Origin of the sequence: Bacillus pseudomycoides DSM 12442, assembly GCF_000161455.1 — a bacterium.
Lineage (GTDB): Bacteria > Bacillota > Bacilli > Bacillales > Bacillaceae_G > Bacillus_A > Bacillus_A pseudomycoides.
In genome coordinates, this window is the sequence record NZ_CM000745.1 from 2,344,559 (window position 1) to 2,368,860 (window position 24,302).

General features: G+C 35.3%; 23 protein-coding genes and 1 pseudogene. 9 read left to right on the forward strand and 15 right to left on the reverse strand.

Annotation, left to right across the window (positions count from 1 at the left end; translation table 11 throughout):
• Positions 1–338 precede the first annotated feature (338 nt).
• The 3 genes from BPMYX0001_RS11665 to BPMYX0001_RS11675 are packed head-to-tail and all read right to left on the reverse strand — an operon-like array spanning position 339 to position 3,821.
• Entirely contained in the window at positions 339–716 is a 378-nt protein-coding gene (locus BPMYX0001_RS11665; protein ID WP_006095045.1) for a gamma-glutamylcyclotransferase family protein, read from the reverse strand.
• 23 nt (positions 717–739) lie between these two features.
• Positions 740–2,857 carry a DNA helicase RecQ gene (gene recQ, locus BPMYX0001_RS11670; RefSeq protein ID WP_006095046.1) on the reverse strand — a complete coding sequence of 706 codons (2,118 nt, stop codon included), beginning with the start codon at positions 2,855–2,857 and terminating at the stop codon, positions 740–742.
• 49 nt (positions 2,858–2,906) lie between these two features.
• On the reverse strand, positions 2,907–3,821 hold the full coding sequence (locus tag BPMYX0001_RS11675; protein WP_006095047.1) for a LysR family transcriptional regulator: 915 nt from the start codon (positions 3,819–3,821) through the stop codon (positions 2,907–2,909).
• 125 nt (positions 3,822–3,946) lie between these two features.
• On the opposite strand from BPMYX0001_RS11675, the gene BPMYX0001_RS11680 reads away from it, so the two are divergent.
• Together BPMYX0001_RS11680 and BPMYX0001_RS11685 are read left to right on the forward strand one after the other, a co-directional pair.
• Complete coding sequence (locus tag BPMYX0001_RS11680; protein WP_033796208.1) at positions 3,947–5,209, forward strand: APC family permease; 1,263 nt, start codon at positions 3,947–3,949, stop codon at positions 5,207–5,209.
• 978 nt (positions 5,210–6,187) lie between these two features.
• Complete coding sequence (locus BPMYX0001_RS11685) at positions 6,188–6,550, forward strand: hypothetical protein (protein WP_006095048.1); 363 nt, start codon at positions 6,188–6,190, stop codon at positions 6,548–6,550.
• Positions 6,551–6,892: 342 nt separating this feature from the next.
• Here the strand turns inward: BPMYX0001_RS11685 and BPMYX0001_RS11690 are convergent, their stop codons facing one another.
• Positions 6,893–7,345, reverse strand: coding sequence for a DUF6884 domain-containing protein (locus BPMYX0001_RS11690; protein WP_006095049.1), 453 nt, complete (start codon positions 7,343–7,345; stop codon positions 6,893–6,895).
• A gap of 282 nt (positions 7,346–7,627) precedes the next feature.
• Positions 7,628–8,560 carry a manganese-dependent inorganic pyrophosphatase gene (gene ppaC, locus BPMYX0001_RS11695; RefSeq protein WP_003198092.1) on the reverse strand — a complete coding sequence of 311 codons (933 nt, stop codon included), beginning with the start codon at positions 8,558–8,560 and terminating at the stop codon, positions 7,628–7,630.
• Between the two features lie 199 nt (positions 8,561–8,759).
• Here ppaC and BPMYX0001_RS11700 point away from each other — a divergent pair, with 199 nt between their 5' ends.
• Positions 8,760–9,566, forward strand: coding sequence for an alpha/beta fold hydrolase (locus BPMYX0001_RS11700; RefSeq protein WP_006095051.1), 807 nt, complete (start codon positions 8,760–8,762; stop codon positions 9,564–9,566).
• Between the two features lie 367 nt (positions 9,567–9,933).
• Here BPMYX0001_RS11700 and BPMYX0001_RS30730 read toward each other — a convergent pair.
• The 7 genes and pseudogenes from BPMYX0001_RS30730 to BPMYX0001_RS11730 all read right to left on the reverse strand — a co-directional run.
• Positions 9,934–10,117: pseudogene (locus BPMYX0001_RS30730) on the reverse strand (carboxymuconolactone decarboxylase family protein); the annotation flags it as partial.
• A 44-nt stretch (positions 10,118–10,161) separates the two neighbouring features.
• On the reverse strand, positions 10,162–11,652 hold the full coding sequence (locus tag BPMYX0001_RS11705; protein WP_018780634.1) for an alanine/glycine:cation symporter family protein: 1,491 nt from the start codon (positions 11,650–11,652) through the stop codon (positions 10,162–10,164).
• A 113-nt stretch (positions 11,653–11,765) separates the two neighbouring features.
• Complete coding sequence (locus BPMYX0001_RS11710; RefSeq protein WP_006095054.1) at positions 11,766–13,250, reverse strand: aldehyde dehydrogenase family protein; 1,485 nt, start codon at positions 13,248–13,250, stop codon at positions 11,766–11,768.
• A 20-nt stretch (positions 13,251–13,270) separates the two neighbouring features.
• Positions 13,271–14,167, reverse strand: a complete 897-nt coding sequence (gene dapA / locus BPMYX0001_RS11715) for a 4-hydroxy-tetrahydrodipicolinate synthase (RefSeq protein WP_033796206.1) — start codon at positions 14,165–14,167, stop codon at positions 13,271–13,273.
• A gap of 52 nt (positions 14,168–14,219) precedes the next feature.
• Positions 14,220–15,173, reverse strand: coding sequence for a proline racemase family protein (locus BPMYX0001_RS11720; RefSeq protein ID WP_033798917.1), 954 nt, complete (start codon positions 15,171–15,173; stop codon positions 14,220–14,222).
• Positions 15,170–16,207 (reverse strand): proline racemase family protein, encoded by a 1,038-nt coding sequence (locus BPMYX0001_RS11725; protein WP_018780638.1) that lies wholly within the window; start codon positions 16,205–16,207, stop codon positions 15,170–15,172. Before BPMYX0001_RS11725 ends, BPMYX0001_RS11720 begins: the two co-directional genes overlap by 4 nt.
• The gene (locus BPMYX0001_RS11730) at positions 16,204–17,379 is read right to left on the reverse strand and encodes an NAD(P)/FAD-dependent oxidoreductase (protein ID WP_033798918.1); all 1,176 of its coding nucleotides are present in this window, start codon (positions 17,377–17,379) and stop codon (positions 16,204–16,206) included. The genes BPMYX0001_RS11725 and BPMYX0001_RS11730 overlap by 4 nt, the downstream gene beginning before the upstream one ends.
• Before the next feature lie 180 nt (positions 17,380–17,559).
• Between BPMYX0001_RS11730 and BPMYX0001_RS11735 the strand changes: the two genes are divergently transcribed.
• From BPMYX0001_RS11735 to BPMYX0001_RS11750, 4 genes are all read left to right on the forward strand, one after another.
• A complete protein-coding gene (locus BPMYX0001_RS11735) occupies positions 17,560–19,221 on the forward strand; it encodes a sigma-54 interaction domain-containing protein (RefSeq protein ID WP_006095059.1) in 1,662 nt (553 codons plus the stop codon).
• Positions 19,222–19,294: 73 nt separating this feature from the next.
• A complete protein-coding gene (locus BPMYX0001_RS11740; RefSeq protein WP_018765669.1) occupies positions 19,295–19,567 on the forward strand; it encodes a (2Fe-2S)-binding protein in 273 nt (90 codons plus the stop codon).
• Positions 19,564–19,896 (forward strand): (2Fe-2S)-binding protein, encoded by a 333-nt coding sequence (locus BPMYX0001_RS11745; protein WP_018780641.1) that lies wholly within the window; start codon positions 19,564–19,566, stop codon positions 19,894–19,896. The genes BPMYX0001_RS11740 and BPMYX0001_RS11745 overlap by 4 nt, the downstream gene beginning before the upstream one ends.
• Complete coding sequence (locus BPMYX0001_RS11750) at positions 19,893–21,137, forward strand: NAD(P)/FAD-dependent oxidoreductase (RefSeq protein WP_033798919.1); 1,245 nt, start codon at positions 19,893–19,895, stop codon at positions 21,135–21,137. Before BPMYX0001_RS11745 ends, BPMYX0001_RS11750 begins: the two co-directional genes overlap by 4 nt.
• Before the next feature lie 152 nt (positions 21,138–21,289).
• On the opposite strand, the gene BPMYX0001_RS11755 is transcribed toward BPMYX0001_RS11750, so the two are convergent.
• Together BPMYX0001_RS11755 and BPMYX0001_RS11760 are read right to left on the reverse strand one after the other, a co-directional pair.
• Positions 21,290–21,598: a YxcD family protein gene (locus BPMYX0001_RS11755; RefSeq protein ID WP_018765672.1), complete on the reverse strand. Its 309-nt coding sequence runs from the start codon at positions 21,596–21,598 to the stop codon at positions 21,290–21,292.
• Positions 21,586–22,035, reverse strand: a complete 450-nt coding sequence (locus BPMYX0001_RS11760) for a hypothetical protein (protein ID WP_003198066.1) — start codon at positions 22,033–22,035, stop codon at positions 21,586–21,588. Before BPMYX0001_RS11760 ends, BPMYX0001_RS11755 begins: the two co-directional genes overlap by 13 nt.
• Positions 22,036–22,300: 265 nt before the next feature.
• Between BPMYX0001_RS11760 and BPMYX0001_RS11765 the strand changes: the two genes are divergently transcribed.
• Positions 22,301–23,065 (forward strand): DUF1836 domain-containing protein, encoded by a 765-nt coding sequence (locus BPMYX0001_RS11765; RefSeq protein WP_006095061.1) that lies wholly within the window; start codon positions 22,301–22,303, stop codon positions 23,063–23,065.
• A 44-nt stretch (positions 23,066–23,109) separates the two neighbouring features.
• Here the strand turns inward: BPMYX0001_RS11765 and BPMYX0001_RS11770 are convergent, their stop codons facing one another.
• Positions 23,110–23,424, reverse strand: a complete 315-nt coding sequence (locus tag BPMYX0001_RS11770; protein ID WP_006095062.1) for a hypothetical protein — start codon at positions 23,422–23,424, stop codon at positions 23,110–23,112.
• Between the two features lie 308 nt (positions 23,425–23,732).
• On the opposite strand from BPMYX0001_RS11770, the gene BPMYX0001_RS11775 reads away from it, so the two are divergent.
• A complete protein-coding gene (locus BPMYX0001_RS11775; RefSeq protein WP_240516948.1) occupies positions 23,733–24,302 on the forward strand; it encodes a hypothetical protein in 570 nt (189 codons plus the stop codon).

A 24,302-nucleotide genomic window follows, 5' to 3' on the forward strand; every position in this document is an offset into this window, starting at 1 on the left:
TTAGAAAAGCGTAAGCGGCTCGCTCAGAATCGCAGGACGTTGGAGCCCCCGACAGAGAGGCGCTTTTTGCCTCGTCCGAGAGGGCGAAACGACCGGAGATTCTAGCCGCTAGAGCTGGACAATGCTTTCGCTGAATTTTGAGGTGGGGGTCTTACTGCCCGTTAATGCGGGATAAACTTCTATCCACATAATGAAAAAACGCTATTCTTTTTGTAGAAATATACAGAAAGAATGGCGTTTTTGATATAAATTTATCGATTTCTGATGAACTAGAATTGGTTTCTAAAGAATTGCAACGATGCATGTATACGGGATAATTCCTTACTTCCCTTATCGATTCAATTTCGATAACTCGCCCAATCACCAGTAATTATTAGTCTCTGTAACATCCCGTCATTTTGTGCAATATAGACATATGCCCCTATACTTCTATCCCCAAAATAGATGGTCTGTGTAATCCGATCATATAAATCTTTTTCTGGATTACCTGTATATTCTTCAAGTTCATCTAACTTTTTTAAAATCTCATCACTTACTTCATATACTTCTCCATATACCTTATTATCACTCGAAAGAATCATTGCAGGATAACCTTCATTTGTATCAAATAGTTTCCCATGAGTCCATGCTTCTTCAGCTATACATGTTGCCCCATGTAAATAATGGGCATTTGCTTGTTGTTTTCTTAAAGTGCCATAAACAAAAACATAGTGCATTTCCCTGTCCCCTTAATACTTCTCTATTTTCTTATTTGTAAATAAGCACGAATCATAAAGTAACTCACTTCATCTGGAAGTTGTTCTTTAATAGATTTTAATCCGCCTTCGGCATGTTGTACTGCTGATTCAATAAGAGATTCGTATTCTGCTGGAACGAAACTTGGCCAATCTACTTCCATACCTTCTTCATAACAACGAATTAAGTGGTTTTCGACAGTTTGGCGTGATAAGTCTCGTTCTTTGGCAATTGTAATTAACTCGGTTCCCTGTTTATACATTTCATACGTTTCTAAGTGAGAATTTGCTGATGCTTTTCCAGATTTTTTTCGTTCCGTAACAACTTCTGTTTTCATCGTTTCAGCGTAATCTGGGTTTTGTTCCATAAAATGAATAACTGCTTGTAAGAAGTGAGAACCATACTTCGCAAGTTTATGCTCCCCAATCCCTTTTACTTGTAGTAACTCAGTTTCACTTTGTGGCATTTTCGCACACATATCTTTTAACGTTTGATCAGAGAAAATAACAAACGGTGGTACGCCTTCTCCTTGTGCAATTTCTTTCCGCACTTCACGTAATATCTCAAACAGTGGATGGTCCCCTACAATCTGTCTTGTTTCTACTCTTTCTTTCCGTAACACATTTTCATTTCCGAGTAATACTTCTTTCCCTTTGGCTGTTACTTTTAAGGTTGGATACGTCCCGTGTTCCACCGCAATTAATTCTTCTGAAATTAAAAACTCAATAAACTCACTTACTTCTTTTACGCTACGGTTCGATAAAAGACCGTAAGTTGGTAATGTATGAAAATTAAATTCAATTACTTTTTTATTTTTTGATCCCGTTAATACTTGTGCAATCATTTGCTTTCCAAATCGCTGGTTTGTTCGAATCATACACGATAAGACCATTTGTGATTCTCTCGTAACGTCGACGCTCTCACGTTCATCCGTACAATTCCCGCAGCGTCCACAATCTTCTTTTGGCTCTTCTCCAAAGTACTCTAAAATAAATGATTGTAAACATTGTTCTGTATGGCAGTAATCTGTCATATGTTGCAGTTTTTCAAGTTCATTTGAGAAACGTGATTCCCCAGTAGATTGATCAATTAAAAAACGCTGCACTTGTACATCCTGAGAAGAATATAACAAAATACATTCACTATCTAATCCATCACGACCAGCACGTCCTGCTTCTTGATAATAACTTTCCATATTTTTCGGGAGTTGATAATGAATCACATAACGAATGTTTGATTTATCTATCCCCATACCAAATGCAGATGTCGCTACCATAACACTCACTTCATCACGTAAAAATCGCTCTTGCTGTTCATTTCGATCATGATCATTCATTCCAGCATGATAACGTGCAACTGAAACGCCTGCTTTATATAAATCTTCATACAACTGATCAACAACTTTTCTTGTCGCTGCATAAATAATTCCAGATTCCTTTTTATTTTGACGAATATAATCCGCTAAATATGCATTTCGGTCCTGTCCTTTGATTACTGAGAACGATAAATTTTCCCGTTCAAACGTTGTCATAATTGTATTCTTTTGATCAATTTCTAGCGTACGACAAATATCTTCACGCACTTGTGGTGTTGCAGTCGCAGTTAACGCAAGTACAAGTGGTTTTTCTGGAAGATAGTCCAATATACGATGTATATGTAAATAACTTGGACGAAAATCATGCCCCCACTGCGAAATACAATGGGCTTCGTCAATTGCGATCATCGGTATCTTCATATCAATTAATTGATCTACAAATTCCATTGAATCAAGACGCTCCGGCGCCACATATAACAACTTATAATGACCTTGTTTCGCTAATTGGATTCGTTGATTTGCTTCTGTAATTGAAATAGAACTATTAATATATGTAGCTGAAATCCCGTTTTGTACTAATGTATCTACTTGATCTTTCATAAGTGAGATCAAAGGTGAGATAACTAATGTCGTCCCCTCAAATACTAGTGCTGGAATTTGATAACAAATTGATTTGCCACCGCCTGTTGGCATAATACAAACTGTATCTTTTCCAGCCAATACATTTTTAATTGTTTCATCCTGCCCTCTACGGAATGACGAGTAGCCAAAATAGGAAGCTAAAAGTTCTTGTGCTTTTGTAAACAAAAAAGATTCACCTGCTTTTCTTAGTCTTTCATCTATTAATATTATATCATTAGTTAAAAGTTACTGTACTCTCTACTTCTCTCCATCCCTTCACATGCTTACGAATAATCATTAAAAACTCATGTAAAGCTGGAGAAAACCATTTATTTTTATGATATACAAGTTGTGTTGCAAACTTTGCTTCATTTAAAATAACAGCTTGTAGTTTCTTGTCTTTCTGCTCTTGCCCAACCGTAATAATTGGTAATAAAGAAATTCCTAATCCGCACATGACACATTGCTTTATCGCCTCAATGCTCCAAAATTCAAATGTACTTTCATGCTGAATGCCTTGTCTTTGTAAATAATGCTCAAAAAATGCTCGATAACTGCAACCACGTTCCGTATACAAAAACGTTTCCTCTTGAGAAAATTGGACATCTTGCGAATCTGTTTGTGTCACAGTGTAATCTTTTGGAAAAACAAATGCCATTTGCTCCATGACAAGTTGCTCAATATTTAAATCCTCTTCATGACGCTCAGTGTCTAAGAGGAAAGCAATATCTATATTTCCACTCTTTAAATCATTTCTCAATTCCCGACACGTTGAAGCTTTTAATGTAATTTTTACTTTTGGATACTTCTTTTTATATTCATGAAGAATAGAGGGCAAGCGGTAAATTGTTAATGATTCTGGGGCACCAATTACAATTTTTCCAGTAATCTCATTATCCACACTTGGGATTTGTTTTGCTTTCTCAGACAAAGCAATCATTTCATTTGCATAAGGCAGTAGATGCTTTCCTACATCTGTTAACACCATTTTTTTCCCTAATCGATTGAATAAAGGCTGTCCCATTTCTTGTTCAATTGCTTGAATATGCCCTGTTACAGTAGATTGTGCATATCCTAAATAGTCGGCTGCCCGTGTATATCCTCCTAACTCAACAATTGTTTTAAATGTTTTTAAATGCCGAATCTCCATCTCAAGCTCTCCATTCTAACATCGCAATTTCCGATTAATAACTTCATATATATCTATTTTACTGATAGATAAACTCGAATTACAATAGAAGAAACACAATTTTTCAAAAGGAGATGTATACATATATGAGAAAGAAAAAATTAGGACCAGTACTGCTCAGCGGTTTAATTATTGGTCCAATTTTAGGGTCTGGGATTATTTTACTTCCTCCACTGATCTACAAAACAACTGGAGATTATGCCATTATCGCTTGGCTACTTATTATGGGAATTGGTTTTCTATTCGCTTCCTTATTTGGTAAGTTAAGTATTCTCTTTCCTAGTGAATCTGGGGTTGCACATGCGGTAGATCAAGCTTTTGGACCTTCTATGAAGCAATTAACTTCTATTTTCTTTATCATAGCAGGTTGTCTAGGACCTACAGCTGTTCTTATGACAGCCAGTCAATATATAGCGGCTTTATTTTCAAACTTTAAAGTTCCATTAGAGGGAATTGGTTTTCTTTTAATGTGCCTTTGTGTATTGATTTTATTATTAGATATATCATCTATTGGAAAAATATCATTTGTATTTTCAACAGCTGCAACCGTTCTTTTATTGAGCGGTGGAATTCGTTCTATCCCTCATTTTCGATCGGAACAGCTAGTTCAAACATCTTTTTCTTTTGGAGATTTTGGATATAGTATTTTATTGCTCTTTTGGGCTTTAGTAGGTTGGGAGATTATTGGGAATTACAGTATGGATGTCAAAAATCGAAAAAAAACCATCCCACAAGCAATTACGATAAGCACACTTACTGTAACGGTTGTTTGTCTTGTCGTGGCAGGCGCCACACAATGGATTGTAATTCCTAGTTCACATCAAGAAGACTTACGAATAACAGCCATATTAGCTACTTTATTTGGAGAGTTTGCTGTTCCTCTTATCGCTTTTATTACTACTGTTCTTTGCATGAGTACATATTTATTAGTTGTTGGCGGGGTCTCGCGTCTTATCGCTTCCGAAGCAAAATATATAAAGAAATTATATACACTTTCCTATCGTACGAAATCGAATGTATCAATCTATTCTTTACTTTTCTTAATCGGCGTACATACCATTGTATTTATCTGTCTTTATAACGATTTCATTACAGTAGAACAAATTGTAGCCATTGCAAATGCTTTCTTTATCTGTAATGCCATTTGTGGAATCTTTGCAGCATATAAATTATTACCAGGTCTCTTTAACAAAATTCTTTCTTTAAGTTTGATTGTCTGTTTTCTTATCATTCTCTCTTTCTCTTCCATCTGGATTTTAATAAGTATTGGAATACTAGTTGGTTTCTATGGGTTACAGTACTTCAAAAACAGACCAAATACTTATGAAAAGGAAATTTCAATACGATAATGAAAAGAAAAGATTCTCATTTAAACTATTTCTCACACAAATTACAGATTCATTCCCATAATATATCCACATCAAATTAAGGGAGGTTTATTTATAAAACGCAACAATAATCTAATTGTTTTTCGCTCTTCGAATAAACAACTCAAGGTTTCTAATCGTGATGCTTGGAAATATGAATCTCTTTATAAATATAGACCTTTATTCTCGTATAGGAAGATTTTCACAGCTCTTTTCAATCTCTTTTTCAAGAATACAAAACGTTAATATCTTTCATATAAAGTTTCTCAACATATAACCTATGGACTTCATTCATTACAATTGATAACGTTTAATTAATCTGTTGGATTAAAGCCCCTTCTTACGACCTGCTTCTTACTTGCAGGTCTTTTTTATTCCTTCATTACTCTATGAATTGAACACAAGCGTAAAAATTCGACATATATATGGCTACCGTAAATGTCTGCTTAAAATTTTTTCTCAATACACAAAACCCTTTCCATTTGTTACGATAAAAGTACTCCAGATGGGTTATTGCTCATCAACATTATCTAGTTAAAGGGACCTGCTGCGGGAAGTAGGTCTCTTTGACTTTTTCTGAAAGGTTTCTTATAGCCCCCATACTAGACATTCATTTGGACACATTTACCAGGTTTCTTTCCAAGAAATTCATGCTAAGATTACTTTGTCGAGTTCGACATTCTCGACAATACCCTTATGAATCCCTGCAACTTCCCTTGCAGGGATTCATTTCTTTTATATTCACTTTTAATAACATCTACTTCAACTAAATTCCCTATAATTTACTCAAGAATATTTTCTTTAAAATTCTGCATAAATCCAACTCTATAATATTTTTTATCTTCTAGAAATCCCTTAATAATATTTACAGTAATCTTTTACCATTTGCCTTACCACTTTACATTTAACATATATCGATATATTTTATTAATATCTTTTTTATTTGTAGGAGGAAACGTATTGATTAATGCACTAGGTCTCGCTTTTATTCTTTCTAATAAACCTGAAAAGAAGAAAAAAGTCTATCTTAATGATAGATTTGCACTAATAGACATTATTGAATCTAAAAATGTATATGATTCTGAAGGTAACCCACTAGTAGAGCTAACATGTAAATATAGTATTTATTTGGATGAAAAATACTATTGTAAATCTCTCGAAGACTACACTGGACAAGTATTTCCTTTCCTAAGTGCAAAAATTGGAAAAGGTCTTGTTAGAAATTCAAATTATTATTTTTCATATGTTGATGTATACGATAAAAAACCACCAGTTAAAGAGATAAGAAACCTTATGAAGCAAGTAATAAACTATAACGTTTAGTATGTTCTAAATGGAAATTCTCTTAAAAATAGAAGCACCCAATTTGGGTGCTTTCCACTTATATTCTTTTGTTTTGGTTGTTGTACTAAAGACTGACAATATCTACATAACATAATTACCTCTCCCACTAACCCATTCCATGTTCAGCTGTATGCACTGGGAAATTAACATCTTTTACATCAACAAAAAATGGATCGCCCATTAACTCCTCATCTAGCTTTTTTCCTTATAAGTCTATATTTCTAACAATACATAGCACCCTTATGTACAATATAAAGTGAAACTTTAATCAGCGGGGGCTTACTGCCCGTTAATGCGGGATAAATCGAGTTCTTTTAACTTTTACTGAATCTCGTTATGATTTTCAACCGCCCACTTCAACCTCTGCAGCATATATCCAATTCCTTTACAGCCTTCTAACGGATAGGAAATCATTTCTTCCGGATATAACTTTGTCACTACTTTTTTATGCTTCTTGCCTGCAAGCAGGACAATTTCATTAAAGTCTAATAATTTCTTTTCAATCATTTGTCTTTTTAGTTGTTCCATACTAATAATCTCATTACTTTTCGAATTAAAAGCAAGATCATAGTTTTTTTCTACTATATCAGTTGACAGTAAAAATCCATGTTTAGCTGATAAAATAACCCAGTGTGAAAAAAATTGCGAAGCATATGCTTGGCATGCTTTTCCGAATGGACTAATGTATACATCCTTTGCTTCTGTTGGTCCCTTATCAGGATACTGATCCCAGATTTTCTTTTTTCCACATGGAATGATGCATAGCCTTTTCATTATTCCCTTTTTCCCTCTTTTCTCTTTCGATCCTATATATAATTTGTTTTATTTTTTCATTATTACTTTTAAGACATAGTAATTACTAATGAAATCATAGCATTTTTAATTCACAGATAAAAATATCAGGTTTTTCTTTTCTTCCTACCCAAGTTCCATTTTCCCTAAATGAAACATTAAAATAACAGACCTTAATATCCGAAATTTTATGCTTCCTAAAAACAAAAAAGGACAAGCAGACTATATATCTGTTTGTCCTTTCCTTTTCATCCAAAACTTCTCTTATAGAGTTTGGAACGTTTCTGTTAATACAGGAACGATTTGTTTTTTACGAGATACAACACCTTTTAAAGTTGCTGTATTGTTTTCTAATGTTACATTGTATGCTTTTTCAACAACTTGTGTCGCTTTACCGATAGCAAGACCAACAGAATCGTTAGTTAAGATATCAGTCACAACGAATAAGAATAGGTCTAAACCTTTTTCTTCTACTACTGCAGAGATTACTTTTTCTAATTCCGCTTGGTGTACAAGAACGTCGTTTGTATCAACAGCGTTTACTTGTGCGATTTCAACTTTTGCATCGCCCATTTGGAATTCTTTTGCGTCAAGAGAGATTAATTGCTCCATTGTTTTACCGCTTAAATCTGCACCAGCTTTTAACATTTCTAAGCCGTAGCTTTCCGCGTCAACACCAGCGATTTCCGCTAATTCACGAGCTGCAGCTACGTCTTGTTCTGTGCAAGTTGGAGATTTAAATAGTAAAGAATCTGAGATAATTGCAGATAACATTAAACCTGCAACTTCTTTACGAATTGCAACGCCGTTTTCTTTGTACATTTTGTTTAAGATTGTAGCTGTACAACCAACTGGCTCGCAACGGTAGTATAAAGGATCGCTTGTCTCAAAGTTAGCAATACGGTGATGATCGATAACTTCTAACACACGAACAGATTCGATATCGTTAGCACTTTGTTGACGTTCGTTATGGTCAACTAAAATCACGTTGTCCACTTCGTTTGCTACTGTTTCAACAAAACGCGGTCCTTCTACTTTAAAATGATCTAACGCAAATTGAGTTTCACCGCTGATTTCACCTAAACGTACAGGCTCAGCATTCATTCCTAATTCTTTTTTCAGCTCTGCATAAGCAATTGCAGAACAAATTGCATCTGTGTCTGGGTTTTTATGCCCGAAAACTAGTACTTTTTCCATGATTTCCACCTCTTCATGAAAAGGATATCTTAAAGAAGCAAATATGACAATATTTTAAACACATTTTTTATAAATAAAATAAAGGTTCTGCCCTATTTTACACAAAAAAACATCTTACTTCTCCTATATAAGAGGAAAAAAACATGAAAAGCAGAATAAAATCATAAAAAGTCCATTTATTAAAAGGAGGTTTTCCGTTATGCCTATTATCAAGCTTGAAAATGGTGTGAACTTATACTACGAAGAGCGCGGAGAAGGTACGCCCATTCTTTTTATTCACGGCGTCTGGATGAGCAGCCGTTTTTTTCATAAACAAATCCCTTATTTCAGTGAAAAATATCGTGCGATTTCAATTGACTTACGAAGTCACGGGCGCTCTCCCCATATTGAAACTGGACATACAATTACAAACTATGCCCATGATGTGCATGCTTTTATAGAAAGTTTATCTTTAAAAGATGTTATCTTAGTCGGTTGGTCAATGGGAGCATTTGTTGTATGGGAATATATAAAGCAATTTGGAGAACAAAATATTAAAGGTTCTGTTATTGTTGATGAATTAGCATCAGATTTTAAATGGCCCGATTTCCCTATTGGTGCCTTTGATTTCCCAACACTTATTCATTTCATGAGTGAAGTTCAAACAAATCAAGTTGAGTTTCTAAAGGGTTTTATCCCTCTCATGTTTAAAAATCCCCTTTCTACAGAAGATTCAACTTGGATGCTTGAGGAGGTAACAAAGGTTCCAGCATCTATTGCGAGCGCGATTTTATTCGATCAATCTGTTGTTGATTATCGGAAAGAATTAAATGCAATTACAAAACCAACTTTACTTTGTTTCGGTAGAGAAGAAAAATTAATTCCAGTTGCTGCGGGCGAACATTTACACGCACATATTAATAACTCTCAACTCGTTATTTTCGAAAACAGCTGTCATTGTCCATTTCTAGAAGAAGCTGACCATTTTAACAATGTGCTACATTCTTTTATTCAATCACTGTCATAACGTATTTTTCAAAGGACCTAGTATGTTAAAACTTTAAAACTCATTTTTTAATCAAAACAAAAAGGCCATTTAAAACAATGGCCTTTAAAATTAATTTCTGCACAATTCCTTTTACTCAAAATTTTTATCTTCTATTTTATTAAGTTCGCCCCTTACCCACGATGCTTCTAAAGTATCTTCTAGGAAACGAGAAACCAACTTTAATTCATTTGGATTATATCTATTTAAAAATCGAATAACTCCTCTATTAATTTCATCATGCAACACCTGATGTAAGTAAAACAGTTCTTTTCCTAAAGAAGTTGTTTTAAATAAGAATTCCTTTTTATTATTTGGAATCGTTTCTGTCGTGATTAATTTTTTAGTAACTAATCCCTAACGCAATGAGCTGTTTTTCGCGTTTTGTTAATACACCTTCCTGGAAACAAGCTTGTGTAAATGCATGATATGTTTCTGTGATTTCTGGAATTGGTTTTAAAAAATTTCCAATGCCTTCTTTATAAATGAAGTAATACATCATTTATAAAACCATGTTGTTGATATATTATCATAAAAGATAGAATTTTCAGTTTTTTAACCTTAAAAATATATAACGCTACAATTTCACACTATCATCTACTGGTACTTTTCTTCTAGAAATTTCATTTTCACCTTCTTTACACTTTTCTTCCCAAAATACAACACCTTCAAGCCCTACTTTTTTAGGGTCAAATATTGGATCTTTTCCTTCTTTTTTCTGCGTTTCATAATCTTTTAATACTTTTAATGCCGTCTTACTTAACAATAAAATCGCTAAAAGATTCAGCCATGCCATACTGCCTATCCCTAAATCTCCAAGATTCCATAAAAGTGAAGCTGATTCCACACTACCGACGTAAACCATAATTAAAAATCCGAATTTCAAAATCGTTTTTAACCATTTAAATTTCAATTTATGATCCAAGTAAGTAAGTGTAGTTTCGGCAATATAGTAATATGCTAGTAGAGTTGTGAATGCAAAGAAAAAGATTGCGATTGAAATAAATAATGGACCAAAACCTGTCATAACAGTTTCAACTGCTTGTTGTGTATAAATTGGCCCTGCTTCAACATTCCCCATATTTTTCACAATGGCGCTCTTTCCTTCAGGTATGACATTGTACATCCCTGTTATTAAAACCATAAGAGCTGTTGCTGTACATACAACAATTGTATCGATGTAAACCGAAAATGCTTGTACTAACCCTTGTTTAGCAGGATGTGATACTTCAGCAGCTGCAGAGCTATACGTTGCTTCTCCAACACCAGCAACATTTGAAAATACAGCTCGTTTCACTCCCCATGCAATGGCTGCCCCAACAATTCCGCCAAACATTTCATCGATTCCAAATGCACTTGAGAAAATAAGTGTGAACATATTAGGGATTTCCGTTATATTAGCAATTAAAACGATACATGTAACAATTACATAACCAATTGCCATAAACGGTACTAGAGTTTGAGAAACAGCAGCAATTCTCTTTACTCCGCCAAAAATAATCGCTGCCAGCAATACAACTAAAAATACACCAGTCATATATTTACTAATACCAGAAGAATTTTCAAATCCAACCGCAATGCTACTTGATTGAATCCCTGGCAATAAAACGCCATATGAAATCGTCACGACAACCGCTACAATGACGGCAAACCATTTTATTTTTAAGCCTTTTTCAATAAAATATGGTGTACCACCTCGATATTCATTTCCTACCTTACTTTTATACACTTGAGCAAGCGTTGACTCAACGAATGCACTAGCTGCTCCTAATAGAGCCATCACCCACATCCAAAACACAGCTCCTGGACCACCAAAAGCAATAGCTGTCGCTACACCAGCAATATTTCCAATTCCGACCCGGCCCGATAACGCTAAACAAAATGCTTGAAATGAAGATATCCCGGTCTCTGAGCTCTTTCCTTCAAATAATAGTTTGATCATCTCTTTAAAATACCGAATTTGTAAAAAACGAGTAGCAATTGTGAAATACACGCCTGCTCCTAACGCAAAAATAACTAATCCTATACTCCATACTTGTCCTACTAACCACTCTACTAACTTTTCCATCCCAATCCCCCTCATAATTGTGTGAAAAAGAGTTATTTATTGCGTGCTTAAAAAATAAAACGGACAACCTCACCGTTCATTCAAGTTGTCCGTTCACTCTTCCTATTTGATCATTATTTTATATTAACCCAAACACTCTTTACTTCCGTGTAGTTATCAAGTGCATACGATCCTAATTCGCGCCCAATTCCGGATTGTTTATATCCGCCAAATGGTGCCGCTGCATTTTCTAAATTATAATCATTAATCCAAACGGTCCCTGCCTTTAATTTATTTGCGACTTGATGTCCAGTTTTAATATTTTGTGTCCATACACCTGCTGCTAATCCGTAAGAAGAGCTATTCGCTCTTTCAATTACTTCCTCAGTCGAATCAAATGGCATAACTACAACGACTGGTCCAAATATTTCTTCCTTTGCGATTGTCATATCATCTGTAACATTTGTAAAAACTGTGGGCTGCACAAAATAACCTTTTTCAAATGCCCGTTCTCCCCCAGCTACAACTGTTGCTCCTTCAGCCATTCCTTGTTCAATATACTTTAGCACACGCTCTTGTTGTTTTTTAGATACGAGCGGGCCCATTTCTGTATCCTTTTCCATCCCAGCACCAAGCTTAACTTTATTCGCCATTTCTACAAGTTCATCTACTACTCTTTCATAATGTTTCCGATGAACGAACACACGAGATCCTGCGCTACAGTTTTGACCATGATTATACATAATGCCTTGGAAGGCACCATTAATAGCTTCAGATAAATCGGCATCTTCTAAAATAATATTTGGTGACTTACCTCCAAGTTCTAACGTTACATGTTTAATTGTTTCAGCAGATTGACGCATAATATATTTCCCTGTAACTGTCGAACCTGTGAAAGCTACTTTATTAATATCATGATGGTTTACGATTGCTGCTCCTGCTTCTTGTCCGAAACCTGGAACAAAATTTACAACACCGTTTGGAAATCCCGCCTCTTTAAAAAGCTTTGCAGCATATAGTAAAGATAACGGTGTTTGCTCTGCTGGTTTTAATACAATCGTACATCCTGTCGCAAGAGCAGCACCCATTTTCCAAGCGGACATAACTAACGGATAATTCCAAGGAATAATTTGACCAACAACCCCAATCGGTTCATGACGTGTATAATTTAAATAATCTTTTGAAATAGGAATTGTTTGTCCTACAATTTTTGTAGTCCAACCAGCATAATACCGGTAATTTTCTACTGTCGCTGGAATATCATCTTCAAGCGCAATTTGATACGGTTTCCCATTATCTAAAGCTTCTAGCTGCGCTAATTCTTCTTTATGTTCTTCAATTAAATCAGCTAATTTATATATAAGATGTGCTCTTTCTGCAGTAGTCATTTCAGACCAAGGGCCCGTTTCAAAAGCTTCTCTTGCAGCTTTCGTCGCTACATCAATATCTTCCACTTGCGCCTCACTCACTACCGCAAGAACATCCTCTGTAGCCGGATTATATGTTTTAAACGTCTTTCCACTAATAGAAGGAACAAATTCACCATTAATAAACAATTTGATTTCTTCATTTAAAAACGCTTTTACTTTTGATTTTAGCTCCATGTTTGTCGTTAACATATTTTCCCCTCCTCCTTAGTTTAAACAGCTGAATTAGCCGTTATTTGTAATAAAATCTGTTGAAGTTTTTGATCTTCTTCCTGTGTCAATCCTAATCTTGGATAACGAGATGGACCTCCAGTTTGTCCGTGTAACTCCATTGCACGTTTAACAATTTGTACGTATTTCCCTGACCCTTCTAGGAATTCACAAAGAGGCAAAATTGTATCATTAATCTCCCATGCATTTTCGAACTCTCCATTTTGAAAATGCTCATACATTTTTGTAACAAGTCCCGGAACGATATTACCCGCCACAGAGACCCATCCAGTAGCACCAACTAAATATGATTCCATAACTAAATCTTCGGATCCGCAAAAGACTTGAAAAGCACTCTCTCCTTGTCTTACTAAATCTCTCACTTTACGAATATCTCCGCTAGATTCTTTAATATGTGTAACATTTTCACATTCTTTTCCTATTCGAAGCATAAGCTCTATACTCATGTCAACACCAGAGGTAAACGGGTTATTGTATAACATAATTGGTATATTTACAGCATTTGAGATTTCTTTAAAATGAAAGTAGATTTCTTCTTCTTTCGGTTTACAATAATAAGAGTTAATAATTAATGCACAATCTGCGCCATGAGCTTCTGCATGCTTCGTATATTCAATCGTTTCTTTCGTCGTCTCTGCAGCAGTTCCAACAATTACAGGAATGCGTCCATCAACTTCTTTTAATACCGTTTCCACCATCTTAAATCGTTCTTTTTTTGATAAACTAACAAATTCTCCCGTACTTCCATTAATAATGATGCCGGCAACCTTCTGCTCAATAAAATAGTTTACGTTCTGTTTCACTCCGTTCCAATCAATCTCTTGAAATTCATCCATCGGAGTAATTAATACTGGAAATGCTCCTTTTATACTTTTCATCATATTCTCTCCCTTACATTTCATTTACTTTTTCCACATACTGTATTAACCGTTATTTTAATAAAAATCCTACTGGAAATGGATCAGTAGGGTCTAATACAAATGTTTGCATACCTGTAATAAACCCTCTGCTTGTGAAAGTAAATGTATATCCTTTCTCTTTCTTATTCACTTTTTGCACCTTCACAAAACTATTAAAAATACTCTCATTAATAAAAGGTTCTTCCGTACGTACATCACCTATAGAAAGGCTACTTATATACGAAACACTTGTTGATGCGAATCCAGGCGAACGCACAATATAGTCGTCATCCTGAAACGTAATTGTTTTTATACGATTCTCTTTTATGTGGGAAGAATCTACTAAAACGACTCTTTTTATAAGTGGCTGCTTTGGCATGGACTCAAGTATAGCTTTCCCCCAGTTCTTTAATTCAAAAATGTTTTCAATACAAATTTCCGGAGAACATTCCTCTTTCTGAAACACTGCATATACTTGATCAGCTTGTATGAGAGAGTAGTGTATATTTCCAATAGGACTATGTAGTGGTAGATTCTCTTCGATTGAGTAACACACTTTACTTTCTAGCGATACAGAAACGACTTCATCCTTTTCTACATGTGCACGGACTAAAAACACACCGCATAGCGTTTCAATTTTGTATTGATTTGAATCGCTTTGTTTTAAGTGTCCACTTTCAAGTAACATAGTTACTACCGCGACAATCCCACCGTAATGAAGAGGAATTGCTCCTTTATGATTAAAAAATAATACAGCTGCATCAACTTCACTATGAATAGAAGGAACGACAACACATCCGTTTAAACCTATGAACCCACGTGGTTCATTTAATAAAAGCTGCATTTCCTCTGCTAATTCACCAGAAATTTGTTCATTTAGTTGTTCCAAACTATGATAGTATTTACACGGTGCGTCTTTAATTATACGAAACGCTTCACCAGCTACGTGTACATCTACTGTCATATACATTTTTTGAATCTTCATTTCACTTCCTCCGTTTCATGTTCCATCGGCGGAATTAGCAAAAATCCTTCTTTCAGTGGATCCTCTTCATTGTAAAAAAATCTATGCATTCCCATTAGCCAAGCTGAACCAGTGATCTTTGTTACTACAGCTTCAATGTTCTCCACATATGTTGTATCTATTACACTTCCTTTAAATAACGAGCCAACAATACTTTCATGAACAAATTCTTCTTGCATTGCAATTTTTTTATTAGCGTATAATACAGCTAGCTTCGCAGATGTTCCCGTACCACATGGAGAACGATCAATTCCTCCCGGTGGAACAACAACGGTATTTTTTACATGTGCCGTTTCATGGGTAGGATCTGTGTAAAATTCAATATGTGTTACCCCTTTTATAAATGAATATTGCGGATGAATAACTTCAAATTTTTCATTAATCGTATTTCTTATTTGGATCGCTTTATCAATTATTGTAGAAGCATTTTCTGGCACTAACTCTAGACCAAGCGCTTCCCCATCGATAATGGCATAAAAGTTTCCGCCATATGCGATATCAACATCTACATTTCCAATCCCTTCAACATGGACAGAAATACTCTTTAGTAAAAAAGCTGGTATATTACAAAAAGATACTTCTTTTGCTTTACCGTCTTGAACAGAAATATCCACTTCAACAAGACCAGCTGGTGTATCCAATTTCAAAGAAGTTATCGGCTCATATACAGGTATTAAACCTGATTCAACTAAAGCCGTACATACACCGATCGTATCGTGACCACACATCGGTAAATATCCACCTGTCTCTATGTAGATGACACCTATATCCGCTTCTGGATGACACGGATCTGTTAATAACGCCCCAGACATCACATCATGACCGCGCGGTTCATTCATTAACAATTTACGGATCCAGTCATACTCTTTCTTCATATGAAGCATTTTTTCTGCCATGTTCTCTCCTATTAACTTTGGAAGTCCGCTAATTAACGTCCTCGTAGGATTTCCACCTGTATGCGTATCAATCGTCGTAAAGACTCTTTGTGACCTCATCCGTTTAACACCCTTTCTGTAAAACGATTCAAACGAAGCGGTTCAATCGGAATTGATGTTTCTCTTTCGTTTAAGAGCTCTTCAATAACTTTCCCTGTAACTGCTGCGAGACTAATTCCATCCCCTTCATGTCCTGCAGCGATATAATAGTTTGGAATATGTTCTACTCGTGAAATGATCGGCAAATGATCTTCTGTCCATGGACGCAGGCCAGCGTAAGAACGAATAACCATCATATCTGCCATTTTCGGATAAAAACGAATCGCTCGATTCGCAATACACTTAATTACTTCGTTGTTTATCCTCGTATGAAATCCTACAAATTCTCTACTACTACCAATTAAAAAATTTTGACTTTCTGTTGGTTCAAACACGAGAGCTACACCGTATTTTTCAGTCAAAGCATCGACTTTCCGTTTCCCACCAAACTTAGAAATTAAATAACCAAATTCCATTACTTTGCGAGAGCCTACATGTTGTTGCCTTGAAGCTACGATAATATGCCCTTTTCTTGGCTCAATCGGTATAGATAGGTCCAACATTTCTCCAATTTTAGGGGCCCATACTCCCGCTGCGTTCACAATTTGCTTTGCAGTAAACGTTCCATTTGTCGTTTCTACAATAAAGGAACCATCTATGGCTCTCCTCATTTCTTTTACTTCTGTATGCTTAAAAGATTTTGCCCCCAATTTTTTCGCTTCTGCAAGAAGTGAAAAAGCAAGGAGATACGGATTTACAGTCGAATCTGTTGCACATTCTAAACCACCTAATAAATCATCAGCGAAAAACGGTGATTCTTCTCTTATGTCTTGTCTATCAAGCATCCGAAACGGTAAGCCAGCTTCTTTTTGACGATTCACCCATTTTTGAGCTGCCTCCATTTCCTCCTCTGACTCACAGACAAGAATACTTCCTGGCGCTCGGTATTCAAACGAATGTTCCAATTCTTCACTTAATTCCGTTACTAATTTTTGACTTACTAGCGACATCTGACTATCAAAGCCTGGGTCTTTATCAATGGCTAAAATGTTGCCGTCACACCGTGAAGACGTGCCACTGACAAATTCCCCCTTGTCAATGATTGTTACGTCTCTTCCATATTTTGAAGTGTAATAAGCAATAGAACAGCCAATAATTCCACCGCCTAGTATTAAAACGTCACAGTGTCTCATGCAGCCCCCTCCTTTCTTTCAAATCTCTCATCCTCTATTTATGCAATTGGTATGCCAACTCAAAATATATTTATTTTCATATGTGAGAAAAATAGATGTAAAAATATTTTGAATTTAACAGAAATAAGTGTATTATTTTTTTATCAGTGTCTAAAATTTTTCACACTACAGGAGGATAATATGGCATTTTCATTCCCATCAATAAAAGAACTTATAAAATATTTTTCAACAAATCATACATTCGACATAAGTCACATCAAACAAAAAAATGGCGAATTTTATTACCTTACTGCACATACGAAAGAATTACTTTGTGCAACTTTATATGAAGAAGACTCCTTCTCTAATTTAATCAAAGCATTTTCTAATCATTTTGCAGTCGTTATTCTCAATAAAACACAAGATCCAACACACTGTATAACTGTTACCCAAATGGTCCCTTTTCTCTATAATTCTTACAATCAATTACAGGCATTTTACAATACCGTTCTTCAAACGACAGATTCTTCAGTTACTGTTATCGACGATAATGAACGTGTTCGTACATGGACAGATGGAGCCGAAAAAATATTTTCAGTAAAACATGGAGACATTATCGGACAACCTATTACTCATTTTTTTGATTATAAAGATCTAGAAATTTTACAATCATTACATAAAGGAAAACGTATAGTAGCTCAGTATCATCAACCTCGCTCCGATCTATTTGTATTAATTAATTCAAATCCTGTTTATTGCGACAACAAAATTATCGGTGCAGTCGTTTCTGAAACGGATGTTACAAGTCAGGTTGTACTAAATGAAAAGTTATTTAATATGTCACATGAAGTGCACCGCTTAGAACAAGAAGTAGCAAAATATAAAGACACATCCGATCCCTTTCATTCCATGAAAGGAAAGAGTGCTGTCATACAGAGAACGATCCAATTGGCTAGGAAAGTTTGCTCTGTTAAATCGACCGTTTTAATACTAGGAGAAAGCGGTGTCGGAAAAGAAGTATTTGCGAAAGCGATTCATGAAGCAAGTGAGAAAGAAAATGCCCCTTTCATTTCGATTAACTGTGGTGCAATTCCAGAAGCATTATTTGAAAGTGAATTATTCGGCTATGAGCGCGGAGCTTTTTCTGGAGCGAATAGTAAAGGAAAGAAAGGCAAAATAGAACTTGCACAAGGTGGCACTTTATTTCTCGATGAAATAGGCGAAATGCCACTCGATATGCAAGTTAAGCTTTTGCGTGTACTGCAAGAACGAAAATATTATCGTGTCGGTGGAGAAAAAGAAATTAATATTGATTTTCGTGTTATTGCAGCTACAAATCGCAATTTACAAGAAGAGATGAAAAAAGGAACATTTCGTGAAGATTTATATTATCGCTTAAATGTAGTTAGCTTACACATTCCACCATTACGTGAAAGACGAGAAGACATTATAGAATTAACCTATTCTTTTTTAAACGACTTTTCAATAAATTACAAAAGGCCAATTCATGATTTCCCCCCAGAAATTATGCACGAACTCCTTCATTACGATTGGCGGGGGAATATTCGCGAGCTGCGCAACGTTATAGAAAGACTCGTCGTATTTGCAACGGACGGCATTATAAAGCAAGAATATTTACCCTTTCATACAAACAGTACTCCAGAGGAAATAGCATCTCATTATTCATTAGTCAGTAACAACAACACGATTTTTTCCTTACAAGAAGAGATGGATCAACACGAGAAAAAAGTGATCAAAAGAGCTTTACGAATTTTAAATGGTAATAAATTAGAATGTGCGAAACAACTTGGTGTAACAAGAGCTACTTTATACAACCGCTTAAAAAGACTCGGGTTACAATAAAACCTCCCCTCCTCTATATTGGCATACCTTTTGCATTATAATTTTTGTAAACCGAACTAGAGGAGGAATATACATGTCTAATAAAGAGAATTTAATTATTTGTCGTTGTGAAGAAGTTACATACGGACAACTTCAATCGACAATTACTGCATATAATTGCTCGGCTCGGGAGCTAAAACTAAGAACACGTGCTGGGATGGGCTTTTGCGGGGGGCGTACATGTAGAACGACAATAGATCGAATGATAGAAATTGCAAATCCTGGAACATCACCTCATGAGATTCCATTAAAATATCAACCACCAATACGCGCAGTAACTTTTGGAGCGGTAGGTGAAAAGCAATGAATAGAATTTTACATCATCCTATTTTAGGAAACTTAGACGATAGAAAACGTATTTCATTTCAATTTAACGATAAAGAATACGAAGCATATGAAAATGAAACGATTGCTGCTGCCCTTCTTGCAAATGGAATTAGAACGTTACGCGTTCACGAAGATAGTGGTACACCTAGAGGAATTTACTGTAACATTGGACATTGTTCTGAATGCCGCGTAACAGTTAATAATCAAATGAACGTCCGAGCGTGCTTAACTGTTGTAGAAAACGAAATGATTGTTGAAAGTGGGAAACAGCATCCAAATATTATTAGAAAGATGGTGGAAAAGCGATGATGGATGTAATTGTAATTGGCGCGGGACCAGCAGGATTAGCTGGTGCAATTGCTTGTGCTAGTTCTGGACTTAACGTACTTGTTATTGATGAATTTATGAAGCCTGGCGGACGATTGTTAGGACAATTACATCAAGAACCAACTGGAGAATGGTGGAACGGAATAAAAGAATCCGAACGCCTTCATCAAGATGCAAAAGCACTCTCAGTAGATATTCGATGCGGTGTGTCAGTATACAATTTAGAAAAAGACGAAAACATTTGGTATGTACATACAAGCATAGGTACAATTGAAGCAGACTTTGTACTACTTGCTACCGGGGCTGCTGAATACTCTATCCCACTTCCTGGCTGGACTCTTCCAGGAGTCATGTCAATTGGCGCTGCTCAAGTTATGACAAATGTTCATAGAGTCCAAGTTGGGAAAAAAGGAATTATTATCGGAGCCAATATTTTATCATTTGCAATTTTAAATGAATTACAACTAGCTGGTATTACTGTTGATCATATCGTACTCCCTGAAAAGGGTGACCTTAGCCAAAAAGCTGGTGAACCAGAGGAAGTTTTAAAGTCACTATTAAACGCTGCCCACCTTGCCCCATCAGCTTTACTACGCATCGGAAGTCGCTTTATGAAACATGACTGGATTCGAAAAGCTGGTTTAACCTTTTATCCGAATAACGGTATAAAAATAAATGGTACACCACTCCACCTTCGCAAAGCTGCAATTGAAATTATCGGAACGGATAAAGTAGAGGGTGTTCGTGTTGCTAACATTGATTCGAAAGGAAATATTATAAAAGGATCAGAAGAAATATATGAAGCAGACTTTGTTTGTATCGCAGGAGGATTATATCCACTTGCAGAGCTCGCTGCCGTAGCAGGATGCCCATTCCATTACATTCCTGAACTGGGTGGACATGTCCCATTCCATTCAGAGACAATGGAAACCCCTCTTCACGGATTATTTGTAGCTGGAAATATTACTGGAATTGAAAGTGGGAAAATTGCTATGGCGCAAGGAACTGTTGCCGGTCTTTCAATTGTTAAGCATGCTTGTACAGAATTAAACTCAGTCGGACAACAATTACAGCAAGCTATCCAGAATGTCCAGGCTGTCCGCGAACAAGCTGCAATTCAATTTAACCCAATGGTTACCGCTGGTAGACGTAAAATGAATGAACTTTGGAGTCATTTTTGTTTAAATCAGGATGATCAAAATCCGCCTCAAGAAGTTATATAATTCATTGCCTAGAGAATAGTGCCCAGCTTAGCTGGGCACACAAATGAAGAAGTAAAGGTATTCACCCTTACTTAACTACTAGGTTCATTATTTCATTAAAAATGTGCATACTAAAAGGAGCTGTTGAAATTAATCTCAACAGCTCCTTTTGACTACTCATCCGAGTTATTTAAATTCGCCAATGCGAAAATACCTTCTTCATCATCTAACTCAAGCTGTAACCTTGCCGCAAACGGATTGACATTGTATTCCCTATCAAGCCATAAGCGAAGTGCTTCAATTAAGTTTGCTTGAATTAAAATTTGCCTGCGACCATTTACTTCTACTTCAGCAGAAAAACCATAGTCATCATCATACATTAGTTCAACTAAAACTGCTTCTGGGCCAACTTGTCGCTTTTCTGCGATATACACACATAGTGCGTTTATCAGCTCTTGTTCAGAAATTTTTATCGTTTCCATACTGCTTCTTCTGCCTGTTTCTTACGTTGATTTTTGAAATATTTAAATGCTCGAATCGCTAACATTACGATACCAGCCATTACTAGCATATTTACCATGAACGCTAATACAGAACCAAGTGCTCCCATGTTTGCAAATAAACTTCCCATTAGTAGACCACCAAGACCACCTAGTAATAAACCTTTCATAAAGCTCCCTTTATTACTCTTCGGTGCTGTGTTTGATGCTTTTGTTTTTGTATCAGGGTTTGTTTTCTGTGCATTCACATTAGAATCTTTTTTGTTTAAATCAACTTTTGATTTTTGTCCTGAACTTGGTGTAAATGATTTTTGACCTGACTTGTAACTTTTCGCTGCCGCATGATCTACGAAAACAAAGCTACTAGCCCCAAAAACAACCATTAATGCAGTCATTACTGTAACGATTTTTTTCAACATATTATATCCATTCTCCTTTTACTATAGATATATGTGAAATCTATCTTTCTTTAAAATAAGAATGATAGATTTATTTTAAAGTTAAACAAAAAGTTCTTATGAACCTATTATATGAACTTTTTCTATAATAAGCAAGTGTTATTTATTTAACTTTATTAACAATTTATAAAATGACAGGAAAAATAATGAAAAACAGAATTGACTTTACAAGCAACAAAACATATTATAAGTTCATAAGAACTTTTATAATTTTGGAGGTGAAAAGATGGAAACATTTCATCTCACACGAAACGAAATGGCAATGCTCCTTCTTTCTCTTAGAGGATGGAATGCAAAAAAGCCTCTCGTTATTTTACAAGAAGCTTGGGCAAAGTCACATAAAAAAGATATTGAATGTGGACAAAGTGTTACAGCTTTTATTACAACCGCTCTTTCACCTATTTTTGAAAAGCTCATTAAAATTGAAGATACAGATATTGGCTTTTCTTTAAATGAGATCGTTGCGCTTGGTAATCAAATTGAAAATACCAGTTTTTCTGTAACAGCTATGCAAAACTGGGTAAAACGAGATATAAAAGAAATGATTGGTTCACCACAAAAAGGAAAAAAATATTCTATCGAACAAGCAGCTTTATTATTCATTGTTGAAGATTTAAAAACAGCACTTGATTTTGAATCCATTCGTAAGCTGTTAAGACTCATCGTAAATGATCCAGCAGATCGAAGTGATGATTTAATCAATCCTGTTCATTTATACGTCGCTTATTCTTCTTTATTTGAGGAATTGAATCAAGGTGGTTGTTTACAATTAAACGCGACTGATACCATTCGTACAATTGAAAATATTGTAAAAGAAAAAGCAGATAAAATCGCAAGTCAGTTTGATCAAATCAACAATGAGCAACGAGAAGCCATTCGTAATGCGATTATTATCGCAACACTTTCTGTACATACGGCATATGTACAAATGTTAGCGAAACGCTATGTTTCTGCAACATTATTTTTACAAAATTTAGATGTAAAGCCATAAAAAAAGAGGAGCGCTTTGCGCTCCTCTTTTTTAGAACTTTTGTATTACAAGTAATATACACTCTCTCTCCGCAATAAATGAACTACATCTTGAATATACTTTGAAGTCTTTAAAATATCATCAAAATAATAGTTTCTCTTCATAAAAATATTAAGATTCTTATTCTCAGTTAAAATTCCAAATACGCACCTTTCTTTATAGATCACAAAATCTTCTTTCATCTCTCCTTCCCACTTTAAATTTTGAAAGGGAAGAAGAGATAATTGTACTAATTCTGCCATTTCAACAATTTTTAAAGTAGTAAAATACTGTATTTCATCTAATATTACTTCATTAATTAAGCAAAGAAAATCTCCCACTGTTCGCTCTTCTTCTCTCTTTTAAAAGAAACTTTGTAATACTAGGGCTATGAACTGAAGTTTTTTCTTCTTTTATCTACTAAAAAAACAGCTCACTTACAAGATGAGAAATTTCTAATATACTTTTCATTCTATCTCCATCAAACTTTCACACGGCTCTAATTTCTACGCTTTACTATAAGTAATACAAACACAAAGGAGATGGTGAAGCTAAAATAAAATTTCAAATTTGTACGTTATGATCGTTATGCAAATCTCATTTTTTCCAGTTATGAAAGAAACACAACTATATGGCAGGAGGTGAGAATGTGAAGAAACAAAAAAAGAAGCGTACAAAATTCCGTTGGCTTATATGGGTAAGTATTATTGCCTTCTCCCTTTTGGCAGTATTTTTAGGAACCCGCGGATTGCAGATGGAAAGATGGCATCATGCAAAACGTGAGGCCTTTGCTGAGGAATATAGGGGACAAGCTTCTTACCTTAAAGATGAAAGACATCATCTCAAACAAGAGAATTTCGAAAACGAGAAGCCTTTTCAACATTATGAAAAGCATCATAAAGAAAAATTTGATGGGATTTTCCTTATTCTTTTCACAATTGAGTTAAGCTCCATTCTTTTAGGATGGTTTATCCTCAAAAAGGCAGAAGATCAAATAATAAGAAAATGGATTGGTATCCTTCTTATTATCATTGGTATATTACCATTGATCCCTCTTTTCGTTGTCGTGGTATTTCCAATTTGGCTTTATAAAAAAAGAAAACAAAGCTCACTCCACTCTACAACTGACTATACAGTAGACAGCTATATAGTCATATCAAATAATAAAACGGATATTCTTGATCAATGGGAAAAACAAATTCGTAAAGAGGAGAAATAA